Raw genomic sequence first — 17,824 nt, 5'->3', positions numbered from 1 at the left:
GGACGCGTTCAGGCAAATTTATCGAACAGCGCCGCCAGATGAGCGGCGATTTCTTTTGCCTGCGCCAGGTCGGCCGCGTTGCCGGTATGGGTGACGATGCTGGCGGTGAGCAGCTGCACGAACGAGCGGTCGAGGGCCTTGCGCGCGGCCGCCATCTGCTGCGCCACCGCGTCGCAATCGGACGGCGCGTCGGCCAGGCCGATCAGCTTCTGGATGCCGCGCAGCTGGCCTTCGACGCGCGCCAGCCGGTTCAGCAGGTCCTTCTTCTGCTGCCCGGTGAGGGCGCGTCCCTCGACGATCTTTAACGGTTCCGCCATCGTGCGTGCGCCCGCGCGTACGCGTTACGCGACCTCGTGCCCGCGCGCGGCGCGCAGGATCGTGAACCAGTCGGTACGCGACAGCTCGAAGGTGGTGCCGGCCACCGCCACCTGGATCGCTTCGATGCGCCCGCTGCCGGTCAGCGGGATCGGGTTCGACGGCAGCTGCATGATCCACGCGAACACCACGCTGGCGAACGGCTTTTGCAGGCGGTCGGCGATCTCCTTGATCACCAGGCGCAGGTTCTCGGCGTTGGCGTCGTTCGAGGTGAACAGGCGGCCGCCGGCCAGCGGCGACCAGATCATCGGCGCCACGCCCAGGTCTTGCAGGCCGTCGAAGGTCTCGTCGAACATCGGCGCCACGTACAGCGGCGAGAACTCGACCTGGTTGGTGGCCAGCTCGATGCGGCGGTTCAGTACCTCGAACTGGTGGCGGCTGAAGTTCGAGACGCCGAAGTGCAGCACCTTGCCGTCCTGTTTCAGGCGCGTGAAGGCTTCGGCGATCTCGTCGAAGTCCATCAGCGGGTCCGGACGGTGGATCAGCAGCAGGTCGAGGCGGTCGGTGTGCAGCTGGCGCAGCGATTCCTCGCTTGATGCGATGATGTGGCCGGCCGTGGTGTCGTAGTGCTGGATGGTGTGCTGCGGGCGCTTGTTCGACAGCAGCTTGATGCCGCACTTGCTGACCAGCTGCATGCGCTCGCGCAGGCCGGGCTGGGCGCGCAGCGCTTCGCCGAACTGGCCTTCGACGCCGTAGTTGCCGTAGATGTCGGCGTGGTCGAACGAGGTCACGCCCATCTCGATGCATTGCTCGATGAAGGCGATGCGCTCCTCGACCGTCATGTTCCAGTCGACCATGCGCCACATGCCGGCGACGATGCGGGATAGTTCGAGGCTGCCGCTGCGGTTCTTGCGCAGGGCGACGCGCGGGCATGACAGGTCTTGGGGCAGGGCGTGGGTCATCGTGGATTTCCGGTTGGTCAGGTCGCCAGATTATAGCCTCAGCAACAGCGCCGTTTGCGGTCCGGTTAACGAAAAAGCCCCGCCGGGGCGGGGCCGTTCACGCGTGGAGGCGGTTTATTTCATCCACAGGCGCATCGAGTCCCAGGCGCGCCCGAAGATCGAGGCTTGCGAGACTTCTTCCAGCGACACCACCGGCAGCGCCAGCAGCGGCTTGCCGTCGACCACCATCTTGAGCGTGCCGACGCGGCCGTTCCGGGCCAGCGGCGCGACCAGCGGGTCCTTGCGTTCCAGGACCGGCTTCATCTTCTGCGCCACGCCCTTCGGCACGGTCACCAGCACGTCGTTCGGGAAGCCGATCTTGACGTTCGACTTCGAGCCTTTCCAGACTTCCGGGGTGGCGATCGCCTGGCCCTTCGAGTACAGCTTGACGGTGTCGAAGTTCTGGTAGCCCCAGTTCAGCAGCTTCTGGCTTTCGGCGGTGCGGTTGCCGTCCGAAGTGGCGCCGGACAGCACCGAGATCAGGCGGCGCTCGCCCGACGGGCCGTTGGGACGGTGCGCCGACGCGATCATCGAGTAGCCCGAGGCGTCGGTGTGGCCGGTTTTCAGGCCGTCGACGGTCGGGTCGATCCACAGCAGGCGGTTGCGGTTCTGCTGCTTGATCTTGTTGTAGGTGAATTCCTTGATCGAGTCGATCTTGTAGAACTGCGGGAAGTCCTGGATCTCGTGCGAAGCCAGGATCGACAGGTCGCGCGCGGTCGAGTAGTTCTCCGGGCTGGGCAGGCCGTGCGGGTTGGCGAAGTGGGTGTTCTTCATGCCCATGCGCTCGGCGGCGCGGTTCATCAGGGTGACGAAGGTGGCTTCGTCGCCGCCGACGGCTTCGGCCAGCGCCACCGCGGCGTCGTTACCCGACTGGATCATCAGGCCGTACAGCAGGTCCTGGACCTTCACAGGGGTGGCCGGGTCGATGAACATCTTCGAGCTGCTGTTGTCGACCTTCCACGCATGCACCGAGACCGTCACCATCTGGTCGAGCGCGATCTTCTTGTCGCGGATCGCTTCGAACACGACGTAGGCCGTCATGACCTTGGTGAGCGAAGCCGGTTCGATACGCATGTCCGGATCTTGCGAAGCGATGACCTGGCCGCTGGTGGCATCCAGGAGCAGCCACGAACGGGCGGCGATTTGCGGCGCCGGCACTTGCTGTGCATGGGCGGCCGACATCAGGCAGGCACTGGCGGCGAGAGCCGCGAATAACTTTTTCATGGGGAAGCGAATGATGAGTCAGTGGGCGGTGCGGGACAGGCAAAGCCCGCCGGAAGTTATCGACGGGAATTGCTTAGAAAAAAGATGGGGCCATTATAGGCCAGCGATCGCGCGAATTGTCACGCGAAGCGCCACTTAAATGTGTCAGCAGCCTACTTACACACCATGTCGCCACAATTGTGTGACCAAGTTTTTAACAAGGACCAGCTTGCGGTGGAAGAAGTGATCGGCGCCGGGAATCACGGTGACCGGGGTGTCGAGCGGGCGCGCCCATTCGAACACGTGCTGCAGCGGGATCGTATCGTCGAGTTCGCCGTGGATCAGGATGGTGTCGGCCGGGACCGGCGGCATTGCCCACTTGCCGGCGGCGGCGCCGACCAGCACCAGGCGCTCGGCCGGCATGCCCTGCGCGGCCAGGCGCTGCTGAAGCTGGGCTTGCACGAAGGTGCCGAACGAGAAGCCGGCCAGCGCGAACGGCAGGCCGGGGTAGGTGCGCAGCATGTGCTCGAGCATGACTTCCATGTCGTCGACTTCGCCGCGGCCTTCGTCATGCGCGCCCTCCGACTCGCCCACGCCGCGGAAGTTGAAGCGCGCCACCACGTAACCCAGGCCGACGAAGGCGCGCGCCAACGTTTGCGCGACCTTGTTTTCCATCGTGCCGCCGAACAGCGGGTGCGGGTGCGCCACCAGCGCGATGCCGCGCGGCGCACCTTCGGGTTCGTCCAGCAGGCATTCCATGCGGCCGGCGTGACCGGTCAAATAAAACTTTTGCGAATTCTTGTTCATGGACGCTTGCAGGTTCAGATCTTCAGGCGCTCGACGATCTCGCCCTTGACGATGTGGCGGTCGATGATCTCGTCGATGTCCGAATTGTCCACGTAGGTGTACCAGGTGCCTTGCGGGTAGATCACCACCACCGGGCCCTCTTCGCAGCGGTCGAGGCAGCCGGCCTTGTTGATGCGCACCTTGCCCTGGCCCGACAGGTCGAGCTCCTTGATGCGCTGCTTGGCGTGCTTCTGCGCCTTCTCGGCGCCGTGCTTGCCGCAGCTGGGGCGGCAATCCTTGCCTTCGCGTTCGTTCAGGCAGAAGAAGACGTGGTGTTCGTAGAAGGGTTTATCGTCGCTCATGTCGTTCTCGGTGGGAGTTCAGGATGCTCGCTATGATACGCCGTCACGGCCGATTCAGCCGGTGCGAAGGCAGCAGCAGGAACCACAGGGCGAACAGCGGCCAGGCCATGGCCAGGAACTGGGCGGCCCCGTTAAAGTTCAGGAACTTGCCTTGCTGCCAGGCCTGCAGCGTCGACACGAAATACGGATTCGCGGGGATCGTATTGACCACGATGAGCGACAGCACCAGCGTCACCACCGCCAGGCGCCGTTGCGCCACCTGCGGCGCGAAGGCCAGTCCGGCCAGCATGATCAGGCCGATCAGGAAGCCGCCCTCGGCGCCCGGCGTGATCCATGCCAGCGCGTTCTCGGGCGCGAAGAACAGCGAGCTGGCCAGCGTCTTGACCACCAGGCCGGTGCCGACCAGCGCCAGCATCAGCCACATCCTGGGCGCGCTGCGGCGGGTCAGGCACAGCAGCGTCAGGGCGGCGCCGGTCATGCCGCAGGCGGTGATGATGGTCTCGGACAGCCAGTATTGTTCGACGCTCATCATCTCCGCGCCGGGGCGCAGCATGGCGACCAGGTCGATGTCGCTGTCCAGCCACTCGCTCAGCCATTCCGACAGCGTCGGCAGGATCTGGCCATTGCCGAACATGAAACTCTGCGGGTAGACCTGGGACAGCGGCCACAGGGCGATCAGCACCAGGCCCTGGCTGGCATGCGCGGCGAACCAGCGCCGCCGCAACTGGTACAGGCGGCCGCGGTCGAGCAGGACCGGGGCCAGCCAGGGGCCGGCCAGCGCGCCGATCAGGGCGCCCAGCGCATTCGTGGTCAGGTCGAGATTCGACGGCACCCGGGTCGGCAGGAAGTTCTGCACCGTTTCCATGGTCCCCGACACCAACAGGCCAATGATGCTTGCCACCAGCACCGCCCACACGCCGCGCACGCGCGGATAGAGCGACAGCACCAGCAGTGCGCCGAACGGGACGTAGCCGACCACGTTGACCATCACGTCGAAGCCGGTCCAGTAGCGCTGCGGCTGCAGGTTCAGGAAAGCGAACGGCGACAGCCCGGTATTGCGCCAGCCGGAAAACGGGAACCAGCTGGCGTAGACGATCAGCAGGAAATACGCCAGCAGCGCCGCGCGCGCCACCGGCGAGGCGCGCGGTCCCGCCTCGCGTAATGCTGCGTCGTCTTCCTGGCTGGTCATCGATGCGCCAGGTCGAGCGACGCCAGCCAGGCTGCGATGTCGGCGGCGACGGCGTCGGTGCTGCCGGCCAGCGCACGCGCGCCGCCGGCCGCGTCGGCGCTGACCGCATCGGTACGGCGCACGAAGGTTTTCTGGTCGACCAGCGCATGGCCCTTGAACACCGAGGCGCGCAGCGCCACCACGCCGGCGCTTTGCGTGGCGCCGCTGAAGTCGTGGACGAAGTCGTCGACGTCGATGCGCAGGATCGGAATGCCGCTCGAGGCGTCGGTTTCGGACAGCACCTTGGCGCCGGCCTGGCCGATGCGCGTCTTGAGGCGCTGGGTCAGCAGCTGCAGCGGCGACGCGCTCCAGCGGCTGTTGGCGTAGGTGCGCGCCTGCAGCGGGTCGGCGTAGCTCAGGCGGTAATAAATACGCTCGTTGTCCAGCGCGCTCGAGCCGGTGACGTCGGTGACCACCAGCGCACCGAGCGGGTTGGCGTTGGGCGCCGCGGCCGTCGATGCCGAAGCGCTGGCCGGCGCCGCCGGGCCGAAGTCGAATTGCGTGGCCGGCTCGCCCTTGTTCGAGGCGCAGCCGGCGATGGCCAGCGCGCAGACGGCGGCGATCAGAAGACGGGTCGGGCGCACGGTCGGGTGCAGGCGCGGATACAGGGTCACTGAAGTCCTCATTTGGTCGGGGGAACGAAGCCGGGTTCGCCGGGGCCGGGCTGGGGCGCCGGGGCGCCGAACAGGATGCTCTGCGGGCGCTCGCCCAGGCCGGTCACGGTGCGCCGCACGGCGCGCAGCGAGGTCCTGGCCTCGTCGGTCATCTCGACCACGTGCGGCAGGGTCTGCAGCTCGAGGTCGGAGGTCACGGCTTCGAGCGAGCCGATGGCGTTGGTGGCGCGCTCGATCGGTCCGCCCGGCGCCTGCAGGCTGTCGGCCAGGCGGCCGTAGCTCTGGACGGTGCCGGTGGCGCTGGCGGCCAGCTGGTTCACCGAGTTCAGGCTCTGGTCGATCTTGTCGGTCAGCGCCGGCAGGCGCGCCAGCGTCGGCTGCAGCTGCTGCGGGATCTCGGCGTAGGCGGCGGCCGCCTTGTTGATGCTGTCGAAAGCGCCGGTCAGCTTGTCCTGGTTTTCCTTGCTGAGGATGTTGTTCAGGCTGTCGGTGATGCGCTCGCTCTTTTCCAGGATCGCCAGGCCGCGGGTTTCCAGCTGGTCGATCAGGCCGGGGTGCAGCGGAATGCGCGCCGGGTGGTCGGGATCGCTGGCCAGCAGCGGCGAGCCGGTGCGTTGGTCGTCGAGCTGCACGAACGCGATGCCGGTCACGCCCTGGTAGCCGAGCGAGGCGAAGGTGGTGGTGGTGACCGGGGTGCCCTGGTCGATCGAGAGCCGGATCAGGATCCGGCCGGTCACGCGCGGGTCGAACAGGATGTCGTCGACGCGCCCGACTTCCAGGCCGCGGTAGCGCACCGTGCCCTGCGGGTTCAGGCCGGGGATGGTCTGGGTGGTGACGATCTCGAACGGCACCGACTTGGCGCGGTCGCGGTTCAGCCACAGGCCGACCAGGATCGCCGCGACCAGCAGCGCGACCGTGAAGAAGCCGGTCATCAGGGCGTGGGATCTGTTTTCCATATCAGCTTTCCGAGTCCTTCCGGGCCAGGCGTTGTTCGAGCACTTCGACTGCCCGCCGGCCGCGCGGCCCGAGGAAAAATTGTTTGATGAAGGGGTGGTCGACGCGCATCACGTCGCATGAGGGACCGAGGGCGATCACGTGCTTGTCGGCCAGGACCGCGATGCGCGTGGACAGCGCGAACAGCGTGTCGAGGTCGTGCGTGACCATCACCACGGTCAGGTTCAATTCGCTGTGCAGCGTCTGGATCAGCGCCACGAAGGCATCCGACAGGTCGGGGTCCAGGCCGGAGGTCGGCTCGTCCAGGAACAGCAGCTGCGGCTCGAGCGCGAGCGCGCGCGCGAGGGCAGCGCGCTTGACCATGCCGCCGGACAGGTCGGACGGCATCTTGCTGGCGTCGGCCGGGGTCAGGCCGACCATGTTCATCTTCAGCAGCACGGCGTCGCGCACCACGTCCTCGGGCAGCGAGCGCAGCTCGCGCAGCGGCAGGGCGATGTTGTCGAACACGGTCAGCGCCGAATACAGCGCGCCCTGCTGGAACAGCATGCCCCAGTGGTTGCGCATGCGCTGCAGCTGCTCCGGGCTGGCGCTGCTGACGTCTTCGCCGAACACGGTCACGCTGCCGCTGCTCGGGCGCTCCAGGCTGAGCATCTGGCGCAGCAGCGTGGTCTTGCCGGTGCCGGAGCCGCCGACGATCGACAGGATCTCGCCGGCGTAGATGTCCAGGTTCAGGTCCTGGTGCACCACGGTGCGCCCGAAGCGCGTCCACAGATTGCGGATCTGGACCACCGGCGCGCCGACCTGTTCACGGGCCGTCATGTGAACCCCACGCCCGAAAAGACGATCGCGAACACGGCGTCGGCCAGGATCACCACCGTGATCGCGGTGACCACCGAGGCGGTGGTGCCGCGCCCCAGGCTTTCCGTGTTGGGCTGGATGCGCAGGCCGAAGTGGCAGGCCACCAGCGCGATCAGCATGCCGAACACCACCCCCTTGCCCAGGCCGATTCCGTAGTTCACGACCGGCACCGCGGACGGCAGTTTCTGGATGAAGTAGCGCGCCGCCAGGTGCAATTCGACCTTGGCCGAGACCATGCCGCCGATCAGGGCGATGGCGTCGGTCCAGACCACCAGCAGCGGCATCGCCAGGGCGAGGGCCAGCACCTTCGGCATGATCAGGCGGTAGCCGTGCGAGATGCCCATCACCAGCATCGCATCGAGTTCCTCGGTCACGCGCATTACGCCCAGCTGGGCGGTGATCGACGAGCCGGAGCGGCCCGCCACCAGGATCGCCGCCAGCAGCGGCCCGAGTTCGCGGATCACGGCCATGCCGAGCAGGTTGACCAGGTAGATGTCGCCGCCGAACATGCGCAGCTGTTGCGCCGACAGGTAGGAGAACACCACGCCGATCAGGAAGCCCACCAGGCCGGTGATGCCGAGCGCCTGGAAGCCGGAATGGTAGATGTTGGCCGAGATCTCGCGCCACGGACCGGTGCCCGGGTGGCGGACGAAGCGCCACAGGTCCTGCACCACCTGGCCCACCAGCGAGATCGCGTCGTTCAGGTGCTGGAAGAAGGTCAATACGCCGCGGCCCAGCATGATGATCCCGTTCAGGGGGCTGGTATGGGTATGCGGCAGAGTGATGGCGCCGGCCTGCTCGACGCGGGTGAACAGCTCTTCCTGTCTGGCGGCGAGCTTGAGCTGCTGCGGGCGCCGCTTGCCCCAGGCATTCCAGAACATCTGCGCGCCGATGTGATCCAGGCTGGCGACCTCGGACAGATCCCAGGCCAGCGCCTGGCCGGACAGCGACTTGAAGGTCTTGTTGATGGTCTTGAGCGCCCCACGCGCGGCCAGCGCATGGACCTGCCATACGCCGCGCGCCACCACGGATCGCTCCGTGCCGGCACTCGCATGTTCGATAGTTAATGTTGGCGCATTTTCAATCCGCATTACGGCAGTGTAAAAGAGAATCGCAGTGGCTGCCACACGCACCGCCGCGCGAGCTCGTGCGCCGGTGCGTGCGCAGGTGCGTGCTTGTGCGGGTGCGCGACGGATCGGCGCCCGGCCTGCTTTCAGGCCGCCCGCGAACTGCGTTCAGGCGGCGAGGTGGCGGACCTGGCGTTCCGGTGCGGCCGGCTTGCGCGGTTCGGCGGCGCTGTGGGGCGGCTTGCCGGCTTGCCTTGCCGGCTTGTCGACGTTGCCGGCATAGTCGCTGGCGAGCAGCGCGGCCGCCTCCGCGGGCGCCATGCCGCGCAGCTGCAGCCATTGCTGGACCAGCCTGGCCAGCTTTTCCAGCGCGATGCGGTGGGTCGCGTCGGTCCGCGTGTAGATCCAATCAGAGAACGCCATGAAGCTGGCGAACGGGCTGTCCGCCAGCAGCGCCTTGACGGTGTGGTTGAAGCGCCCCGAGTTGGCCACCAGGTCCCAGTAGCGCGCGAAGCGCACCAGGCGCTGCATGGTGGCGAAGTCGATGCGGTCGGTGGCCAGCACGGTGTAGGGCGGATACGGGTCGTAGACCATGCCGAACGGTTCGGTGTGGCGGATGATCGGTGTGCCGCGCAGGCGTTTCAGGATGCCGAACTGGATCTCGTGCGGTCCCAGCGCGACCAGCTGGTCGAAGCCGCGCGCGAAGCTGTCGACGTCTTCGCCCGGCAGGCCGGCGATCAGGTCGACGTGCAGGTGGGCATGCGACTGCGTGGTCAGCCAGCGGATGTTCTCGGCCGCCTTGGCATTGTCCTGGCGCCGGCTGACCAGCGTCTGTACCTCGGGATTGAAACTCTGGATGCCGATCTCGAACTGCAGCGCACCCGGCGGGAACTGGGCGATGGTGGCCTTGAGCGCTTCGGGCAGGTGATCGGGCACCAGTTCGAAGTGAGCGTAGACCGGCTCATCGGGGTGCGCTGCGATCTTCTCGAGGAAGAACTGCATGATGCGCTGGCTGGTCTTGACGTTCAGGTTGAAGGTACGGTCGACGAACTTGAACAGGCGCGCGCCGCGCGCATACAGGCTGTCCATCTCGGCCAGGAAGCTGTCGATGCCGAACGGCCAGGCGGTCTTGTCGAGCGAGGACAGGCAGAACTCGCACTTGAACGGGCAACCGCGCGAAGCTTCGACGTAGATCGTGCGGTGCGCGATATCGTCGTCGCTATATAAAGCGTAGGGCAGCTGGATGTCGGCCATCGGCGGTTGGACGCCGGCGTGGATCTTCATCAGCGGCTTCGGGCCGTGCAGGATCTCGCCGCACAGCTTGGGAAAGGTGATGTCGCCCCAGCCGGTGACGACGTAGTCCGCCAGGCGCACGATCTCCTGCTTGTCGGTCTCGTGCGAGACTTCCGGGCCGCCCAGCACGATCACGACCTCCGGTGCGACCCGCTTGAGCATCGCGACGACCCTGGTCGTTTCTTCGACGTTCCATATATAGACGCCGAAGCCGACGATCCGCGGCTGCTTCGCCAGGAGGCGTTCGACCAGCTCGGTCGTCTTCGCACCGATGACGAATTCCATCAGCGTCGTCTGCTCCTGCAAGGGCCCCATGTTGGCCAGCAGGTAGCGCAGGCCGAGCGAGGCGTGGGCATAGCGGGCATTCAGGGTCGAGAGCAGGATGGTCATGGTGCGGATCTATAGGATGAGGCGGGCGGATGAAGCGAGCATTGTACGCCGAGGCCGTGCGGTGCCGTCCGCCATCAGGGCCTTGCGAAGGCGATTTTATGCTGGCATAATAGCTTCCCTCTTCGGAAACAAGTCGGCGCGAAACAGCGCGGCGAGTGATGATGAGGAGCGTGTCGAAAAGATACGCTGCTTGAAAGAAGTTGACGAGTAACGCGAAACACTGCATAATCTCACTTCTCTGCTGCTGACGAACAAAACGATTCGCACAACGCAGCAAGGCAGTACAGAACACAGTTCTTTAACAATAAACAGTCGATAAGTGTGGGCGTTTGATGAGGTGCCGGTAGTCGCGTAAGTGGCTGCTGAATACTTAAATTATCAAATGTTCACGCAAAAGAAATACGTTGTCTCAGCAATGAGGCGACGGTCAGTATTTTGAGTGAGCGACTTCGCTAGCGATAGCGAATGACACGAAAGTGTCGCAAACAGAGATTGAACTGAAGAGTTTGATCCTGGCTCAGATTGAACGCTGGCGGCATGCTTTACACATGCAAGTCGAACGGCAGCGCGGGGCAACCTGGCGGCGAGTGGCGAACGGGTGAGTAATATATCGGAACGTACCCAGAAGTGGGGGATAACGTAGCGAAAGTTACGCTAATACCGCATACGATCTACGGATGAAAGTGGGGGACCTTCGGGCCTCATGCTTTTGGAGCGGCCGATATCTGATTAGCTAGTTGGTGAGGTAAAGGCTCACCAAGGCGACGATCAGTAGCTGGTCTGAGAGGACGACCAGCCACACTGGGACTGAGACACGGCCCAGACTCCTACGGGAGGCAGCAGTGGGGAATTTTGGACAATGGGCGCAAGCCTGATCCAGCAATGCCGCGTGAGTGAAGAAGGCCTTCGGGTTGTAAAGCTCTTTTGTCAGGGAAGAAACGGCCTGGGTTAATACCTTGGGCTAATGACGGTACCTGAAGAATAAGCACCGGCTAACTACGTGCCAGCAGCCGCGGTAATACGTAGGGTGCAAGCGTTAATCGGAATTACTGGGCGTAAAGCGTGCGCAGGCGGTTTTGTAAGTCTGACGTGAAATCCCCGGGCTTAACCTGGGAATTGCGTTGGAGACTGCAAGGCTGGAGTCTGGCAGAGGGGGGTAGAATTCCACGTGTAGCAGTGAAATGCGTAGAGATGTGGAGGAACACCGATGGCGAAGGCAGCCCCCTGGGTCAAGACTGACGCTCATGCACGAAAGCGTGGGGAGCAAACAGGATTAGATACCCTGGTAGTCCACGCCCTAAACGATGTCTACTAGTTGTCGGGTCTTAATTGACTTGGTAACGCAGCTAACGCGTGAAGTAGACCGCCTGGGGAGTACGGTCGCAAGATTAAAACTCAAAGGAATTGACGGGGACCCGCACAAGCGGTGGATGATGTGGATTAATTCGATGCAACGCGAAAAACCTTACCTACCCTTGACATGTCAGGAAGCCTGGAGAGATCCGGGTGTGCCCGAAAGGGAACCTGAACACAGGTGCTGCATGGCTGTCGTCAGCTCGTGTCGTGAGATGTTGGGTTAAGTCCCGCAACGAGCGCAACCCTTGTCATTAGTTGCTACGAAAGGGCACTCTAATGAGACTGCCGGTGACAAACCGGAGGAAGGTGGGGATGACGTCAAGTCCTCATGGCCCTTATGGGTAGGGCTTCACACGTCATACAATGGTACATACAGAGGGCCGCCAACCCGCGAGGGGGAGCTAATCCCAGAAAGTGTATCGTAGTCCGGATCGCAGTCTGCAACTCGACTGCGTGAAGTTGGAATCGCTAGTAATCGCGGATCAGCATGCCGCGGTGAATACGTTCCCGGGTCTTGTACACACCGCCCGTCACACCATGGGAGCGGGTTTTACCAGAAGTAGGTAGCTTAACCGCAAGGAGGGCGCTTACCACGGTAGGATTCGTGACTGGGGTGAAGTCGTAACAAGGTAGCCGTATCGGAAGGTGCGGCTGGATCACCTCCTTTCTAGAGTGGCACCTGAGCTAACGCTCAATCATCAAGCGCCTACGCTTATCGGCTGTTGAACAGAGAGAACAGTTTTCGGGGCTGTAGCTCAGCTGGTTAGAGCACCGTGTTGATAACGCGGGGGTCGTTGGTTCGAGTCCAACCAGCCCTACCAAGCCCCTTTCAAACGAAAGTAAAAACCTACTTTCGTTTGGAACTGCGTTAGCTAAAAATGCCCGGCAGAGCCGGATCATTTTTAGATGACAAAGGCGGCATGGGGGGATTAGCTCAGCTGGGAGAGCACCTGCTTTGCAAGCAGGGGGTCGTCGGTTCGATCCCGTCATCCTCCACCATCGACTGTTCAGACTATTCTTATCAAAACATAGCGCTGCTATATTTTGATAAGTGTAGTTCTCGTTCTTTAACAATCTGGAAGAAGTAAAGTTTTCTTTAAGCGTGTAGTTGATCCAACGATCAAATGCACACTTAGGGTAGAAAATCTGTATGTATCAAACAAAGTAAGCTGAACTTGATCTATGACGTTCCCTGACACTCATGCAGGGGCCAACGTTATAGGGACAAGTGAATAAGTGCACATGGTGGATGCCTTGGCGATTACAGGCGATGAAAGACGTTGTAGCCTGCGATAAGCTACGGGGAGCTGGCAAACGAGCTTTGATCCGTAGATGTCTGAATGGGGAAACCCGGCCTTTTAGGTCATCGCATACTGAATACATAGGTATGCGAAGCGAACGCGGCGAACTGAAACATCTAAGTAGCTGCAGGAAAAGAAATCAACCGAGATTCCCAAAGTAGTGGCGAGCGAAATGGGATGAGCCTGTACGTAATAGTCGAACAGATAGCAAAGTCCTCTGGAAATAGGAACCATAGTGGGTGATAGTCCCGTATGCGAAATCTGATCGGTGGTACTAAGCGTACGATAAGTAGGGCGGGACACGTGAAATCCTGTCTGAAGATGGGGGGACCATCCTCCAAGGCTAAATACTCGTAATCGACCGATAGTGAACCAGTACCGTGAGGGAAAGGCGAAAAGAACCCCGGGAGGGGAGTGAAATAGATCCTGAAACCGTGTGCATACAAACAGTCGGAGCCTCTTCGTGGGGTGACGGCGTACCTTTTGTATAATGGGTCAGCGACTTACATTCAGTGGCGAGGTTAACCAAGTAGGGGAGCCGTAGAGAAATCGAGTCCGAATAGGGCGACAGTCGCTGGGTGTAGACCCGAAACCAGGTGATCTACCCATGGCCAGGATGAAGGTGCGGTAACACGCCCTGGAGGTCCGAACCCACTAATGTTGAAAAATTAGGGGATGAGCTGTGGGTAGGGGTGAAAGGCTAAACAAACCTGGAAATAGCTGGTTCTCTCCGAAAACTATTTAGGTAGTGCCTCAAGTATCACCATCGGGGGTAGAGCACTGTTATGGCTAGGGGGTCATTGCGACTTACCAAACCATTGCAAACTCCGAATACCGATGAGTGCGAGCTTGGGAGACAGACGTCGGGTGCTAACGTCCGGCGTCAAGAGGGAAACAACCCAGACCGCCAGCTAAGGTCCCAAAGATTGGCTAAGTGGAAAACGAAGTGGGAAGGCTAAAACAGTCAGGATGTTGGCTTAGAAGCAGCCATCATTTAAAGAAAGCGTAATAGCTCACTGATCGAGTCGTCCTGCGCGGAAGATGTAACGGGGCTAAGCCAGTCACCGAAGCTGCGGATATGCGCAAGCATATGGTAGGAGAGCGTTCTGTAAGCCTGCGAAGGTGTCTTGTGAAGGATGCTGGAGGTATCAGAAGTGCGAATGCTGACATGAGTAGCGATAAAGAGGGTGAAAAGCCCTCTCGCCGAAAGCCCAAGGTTTCCTGTTCAACGTTCATCGGAGCAGGGTGAGTCGGCCCCTAAGGCGAGGCAGAGATGCGTAGCTGATGGGAAGCAGGTTAATATTCCTGCACCGTCGTATGATGCGATGGGGGGACGGATCGCGGAAGGTTGTCCAACTGTTGGAATAGTTGGTTTTTGACTCATAGAAAGTGCTTAGGCAAATCCGGGCACGTAATTCAAGGGGTCGAGACGAGCGGCTTTAAGCTGCGAAGCAATCGGAAGTGGTTCCAAGAAAAGCCTCTAAGCTTCAGTCATACGAGACCGTACCGCAAACCGACACAGGTGGGCGAGATGAGTATTCTAAGGCGCTTGAGAGAACTCGGGAGAAGGAACTCGGCAAATTGGTACCGTAACTTCGGGAAAAGGTACGCCCCGGTAGCTTGATCACTTTACTGTGTGAGGGCGAAAGGGTTGCAATAAACTGGTGGCTGCGACTGTTTAATAAAAACACAGCACTCTGCAAACACGAAAGTGGACGTATAGGGTGTGACGCCTGCCCGGTGCTGGAAGATTAAATGATGGGGTGCAAGCTCTTGATTGAAGTCCCAGTAAACGGCGGCCGTAACTATAACGGTCCTAAGGTAGCGAAATTCCTTGTCGGGTAAGTTCCGACCTGCACGAATGGCGTAACGATGGCCACACTGTCTCCTCCCGAGACTCAGCGAAGTTGAAATGTTTGTGATGATGCAATCTACCCGCGGCTAGACGGAAAGACCCCATGAACCTTTACTGTAGCTTTGCATTGGACTTTGAACCAATCTGTGTAGGATAGGTGGGAGGCTTTGAAGCGGGGACGCCAGTTCTCGTGGAGCCAACCTTGAAATACCACCCTGGTTCGTTTGAGGTTCTAACCTTGGTCCGTAATCCGGATCGGGGACAGTGCATGGTAGGCAGTTTGACTGGGGCGGTCTCCTCCTAAAGTGTAACGGAGGAGTTCGAAGGTACGCTAGGTACGGTCGGACATCGTGCTAATAGTGCAATGGCATAAGCGTGCTTAACTGCGAGACCGACAAGTCGAGCAGGTACGAAAGTAGGACATAGTGATCCGGTGGTTCTGTATGGAAGGGCCATCGCTCAACGGATAAAAGGTACTCTGGGGATAACAGGCTGATTCCTCCCAAGAGTTCATATCGACGGGGGAGTTTGGCACCTCGATGTCGGCTCATCACATCCTGGGGCTGTAGCCGGTCCCAAGGGTATGGCTGTTCGCCATTTAAAGTGGTACGTGAGCTGGGTTTAAAACGTCGTGAGACAGTTTGGTCCCTATCTGCCGTGGGCGTTGGAAATTTGAAGGGGGCTGCTCCTAGTACGAGAGGACCGGAGTGGACGAACCTCTGGTGTACCGGTTGTCACGCCAGTGGCATTGCCGGGTAGCTAAGTTCGGAAGAGATAACCGCTGAAAGCATCTAAGCGGGAAACTCGCCTTGAGATGAGATTTCCCGGAGCCTTGAGCTCCTTGAAGGGTCGTTCGAGACCAGGACGTTGATAGGTCGGGTGTGGAAGTGCAGTAATGCATTAAGCTAACCGATACTAATTGCCCGTACGGCTTGTCCCTATAACCTTGGCAGTCATGCCAATGAAGTTCAGCAGTTCGATACAACAGATAAAACTACTTCTTCCAGATTCAGGGCGGCGCCAAGCCAACGCAAACGCGACGCCCCTACAAGTCATGCCTGATGACCATAGCAAGTCGGTACCACCCCTTCCCATCCCGAACAGGACCGTGAAACGACTTTGCGCCGATGATAGTGCTGCAACCAGTGTGAAAGTAGGTTATCGTCAGGCTAATTATTCGCAGAAGCCCGTCCAGTTGATACTGGGCGGGCTTTTTGCTTTTCCAAAGCCGGAATGCCCCGACCGAAAAACACGCCTCGACGACGCCAATACGCTGGCGGCGGCTGCGCCGCCGCCAGCGTGCAGGACAACCCGATTTCAGTGTGTCCCTTTGGCCGGCTGACCAATCCCATCGAGTACCGCCAGCGCATCGTTCGGCAGCAGGAGATCAGCCGCCTTCAGATTTTCTCTGAGGTGCGCAACCGACGAGGTCCCGGGAATCAGCAGCACATTGGACGAGCGTTGCAGCAGCCACGCGATCGCCACCTGCATCGGCGTCGCATCCAGATTCGAGGCGACGCTCGACAACGCATCGGACTGCAACGGCGAAAAGCCTCCCAATGGAAAGAACGGCACATAAGGAATACCGTCGCGCGCTAGGGCGTCGATCAGTGCATCGTCGCCGCGATGCGCCAGGTTGTACATGTTCTGCACGCACGCGACCGGTACGATACGGCACGCTTCTTCCACCTGCGTCATCGTCACGTTACTCAAGCCCACGTGGCGGACCAATCCCTGCTGCCGCATCTCCGCCAGCACCGTCACCTGTTCCTCGAGCGAGCCCTCGGCGGGACCGTGCACATCCAGCATGCTGCGCAGGTTGACCACGTCCAGCGTCTCCAAACCCAGATTGCGCAGGTTGTCGTGGACCGCCTGACGCAGCTCGTCCGGCGAATCGGCACGTAGCCAGGCGCCCTGCGCATCGCGCCGTGCACCGATCTTGGTGACGATGACCAGATCGTCGGGATACGGCCGCAGCGCCTCGCGGATCAGCTGGTTGGTCACGTGCGGTCCATAGAAATCCGAGGTGTCGATGTGATTCACACCGAGCGCAATCGCTTCGCGCAGCACGGCGCGCGCCGCATCCGGATCCTTGGGCGGACCAAAGACGCCGGGGCCGGCGAGTTGCATCGCGCCATAACCGAGGCGGCGCACCGTGCGGTCGCCGAGCAGGTAGGTGCCGGCTTGATCGATACTGGACATGCTGTTCTCCTGTTGGTTGTTCAGTATGTCAACGATAGAACGGGACGCAGTGCAAGGCAATCCGGTATAGTCAGCACACCCTGTACGTGAAAACGGACAATCAGCAAACCATGAATAAACAATGAAATTCGACCTCAGCGATTTGTCCGCCTTCGTCGCCGTCGCCCGCGCCGGCGGTTTTCGCGAAGCCGCGCGTATCACCAACGGCAGCGCCTCCGGCCTGAGCGACGCCGTGCGCCGTGTCGAGACACGTCTCGGCGTGCGTCTGCTGAACCGCACCACGCGCAGCGTCGTGCCGACCGAGGTCGGTCGCGTGCTGCTTGCACGCTTGGACCCGGTACTGAACGAGGTCGACGCCGCACTCGACGTCGTCAACGGATTTCGCGATACGCCCGTCGGGACCCTGCGCCTGAACGTGCCGCTCGCCGCGGTGCGCCTGATACTGCCGTCGATCGTGCCGCGCTTCCTGGCCGCCTACCCTGAAATCCGCATGGAGGTGACGGCCGAGGAAAGCGTCATCGACGTGTTCGCCGCCGGCTGCGATGCGGGTATCCGGTATGAAGAGCGGCTCGAGCAGGACATGATCGCGGTGCCGATCGGTCCGCGCACGCAGCGTGCGGCCGCCGCGGCGTCGCCGGCCTACCTCGACCGGCACGGCCGTCCCGAGCACCCGCGCGATCTGCTGAACCACAGGTGCATGCGGGGACGTTTCCCCAGCGGGGCGGTGGTCGCGTACGAGTTCGAACGCGACGGCGAGCGGCTGATGATCGAACCGGATGGGCCGCTGCAGGTGCAGATCGGCGGCGCCGTCGACCTGGCTGTCGAAGCCGCGGTCGCCGGTCTTGGCGTCGTCCACTTGTTCGAAGACTGGCTGCGCCCGTATTTCGAACGCCGCGAGCTGGAGCCGGTACTCGAAGATTGGTGGCCGACGTTTTCCGGCCCTTACCTCTACTACCCGGGACGCCGGCTGGTCCCGGCGCCCTTGCGCGCGTTCGTCGACTTCATCCGCAACGAGGCGCAAGCGCCCGTAGCACGCTGA

13 protein-coding genes, 2 tRNA genes and 3 rRNA genes are annotated in these 17,824 nt (G+C 61.7%); 6 read left to right on the top strand and 12 right to left on the bottom strand.

Annotated features, from left to right (window positions below):
* Positions 1–8: 8 nt before the first annotated feature.
* From FA90_RS17595 to FA90_RS17545, 11 genes are all read right to left on the bottom strand, one after another.
* Complete coding sequence (locus FA90_RS17595) at positions 9–317, bottom strand: metal-sensitive transcriptional regulator (RefSeq protein WP_036170883.1); 309 nt, start codon at positions 315–317, stop codon at positions 9–11.
* A 24-nt stretch (positions 318–341) separates the two neighbouring features.
* The gene (locus FA90_RS17590; RefSeq protein ID WP_036170880.1) at positions 342–1,277 is read right to left on the bottom strand and encodes an aldo/keto reductase family oxidoreductase; all 936 of its coding nucleotides are present in this window, start codon (positions 1,275–1,277) and stop codon (positions 342–344) included.
* Between the two features lie 114 nt (positions 1,278–1,391).
* Complete coding sequence (locus tag FA90_RS17585) at positions 1,392–2,540, bottom strand: D-alanyl-D-alanine carboxypeptidase family protein (protein ID WP_036170878.1); 1,149 nt, start codon at positions 2,538–2,540, stop codon at positions 1,392–1,394.
* 156 nt (positions 2,541–2,696) lie between these two features.
* Entirely contained in the window at positions 2,697–3,326 is a 630-nt protein-coding gene (locus FA90_RS17580; RefSeq protein WP_036170875.1) for an alpha/beta hydrolase, read from the bottom strand.
* A gap of 14 nt (positions 3,327–3,340) precedes the next feature.
* The gene (locus tag FA90_RS17575; RefSeq protein ID WP_036170872.1) at positions 3,341–3,667 is read right to left on the bottom strand and encodes a ferredoxin; all 327 of its coding nucleotides are present in this window, start codon (positions 3,665–3,667) and stop codon (positions 3,341–3,343) included.
* Between the two features lie 43 nt (positions 3,668–3,710).
* The gene (locus FA90_RS17570) at positions 3,711–4,856 is read right to left on the bottom strand and encodes a VanZ family protein (RefSeq protein ID WP_036170869.1); all 1,146 of its coding nucleotides are present in this window, start codon (positions 4,854–4,856) and stop codon (positions 3,711–3,713) included.
* Entirely contained in the window at positions 4,853–5,509 is a 657-nt protein-coding gene (locus FA90_RS17565) for an ABC-type transport auxiliary lipoprotein family protein (RefSeq protein WP_307171820.1), read from the bottom strand. Before FA90_RS17565 ends, FA90_RS17570 begins: the two co-directional genes overlap by 4 nt.
* Positions 5,510–5,517: 8 nt before the next feature.
* Entirely contained in the window at positions 5,518–6,465 is a 948-nt protein-coding gene (locus tag FA90_RS17560; protein ID WP_036170866.1) for an MlaD family protein, read from the bottom strand.
* 1 nt (position 6,466) lies between these two features.
* Positions 6,467–7,282, bottom strand: a complete 816-nt coding sequence (locus tag FA90_RS17555) for an ABC transporter ATP-binding protein (protein ID WP_036170863.1) — start codon at positions 7,280–7,282, stop codon at positions 6,467–6,469.
* The gene (locus FA90_RS17550; protein ID WP_036170860.1) at positions 7,279–8,412 is read right to left on the bottom strand and encodes an ABC transporter permease; all 1,134 of its coding nucleotides are present in this window, start codon (positions 8,410–8,412) and stop codon (positions 7,279–7,281) included. Before FA90_RS17550 ends, FA90_RS17555 begins: the two co-directional genes overlap by 4 nt.
* A 144-nt stretch (positions 8,413–8,556) precedes the next feature.
* Entirely contained in the window at positions 8,557–10,071 is a 1,515-nt protein-coding gene (locus tag FA90_RS17545; RefSeq protein WP_036170857.1) for a B12-binding domain-containing radical SAM protein, read from the bottom strand.
* 494 nt (positions 10,072–10,565) lie between these two features.
* On the opposite strand from FA90_RS17545, the gene FA90_RS17535 reads away from it, so the two are divergent.
* The 5 genes from FA90_RS17535 (at position 10,566) to rrf (ending at position 15,753) form a co-directional block, all read left to right on the top strand.
* A 16S ribosomal RNA gene (locus FA90_RS17535) occupies positions 10,566–12,094 on the top strand.
* Positions 12,095–12,171: 77 nt separating this feature from the next.
* Positions 12,172–12,248 (top strand) — tRNA-Ile (locus tag FA90_RS17530).
* A 102-nt stretch (positions 12,249–12,350) separates the two neighbouring features.
* A tRNA-Ala gene (locus FA90_RS17525) sits at positions 12,351–12,426 on the top strand.
* Between the two features lie 223 nt (positions 12,427–12,649).
* Positions 12,650–15,523: ribosomal RNA gene (locus tag FA90_RS17520) — 23S ribosomal RNA — on the top strand.
* A gap of 117 nt (positions 15,524–15,640) precedes the next feature.
* Positions 15,641–15,753, top strand: a 5S ribosomal RNA gene (gene rrf / locus FA90_RS17515).
* The 16S, 23S and 5S rRNA genes sit together here with 2 tRNA genes alongside, the layout of an rRNA operon.
* A 147-nt stretch (positions 15,754–15,900) precedes the next feature.
* On the opposite strand, the gene FA90_RS17510 is transcribed toward rrf, so the two are convergent.
* Positions 15,901–16,785, bottom strand: coding sequence for an aldo/keto reductase family oxidoreductase (locus FA90_RS17510; RefSeq protein ID WP_036170851.1), 885 nt, complete (start codon positions 16,783–16,785; stop codon positions 15,901–15,903).
* Between the two features lie 121 nt (positions 16,786–16,906).
* On the opposite strand from FA90_RS17510, the gene FA90_RS17505 reads away from it, so the two are divergent.
* Positions 16,907–17,824, top strand: a complete 918-nt coding sequence (locus FA90_RS17505; protein WP_036170848.1) for a LysR family transcriptional regulator — start codon at positions 16,907–16,909, stop codon at positions 17,822–17,824.

Origin of the sequence: Massilia sp. 9096, assembly GCF_000745265.1 — a bacterium.
GTDB lineage: Bacteria > Pseudomonadota > Gammaproteobacteria > Burkholderiales > Burkholderiaceae_D > Telluria.
Note: the sequence above shows the minus strand (reverse complement) of the source record. Positions and strands in the feature narration are given on the sequence as shown.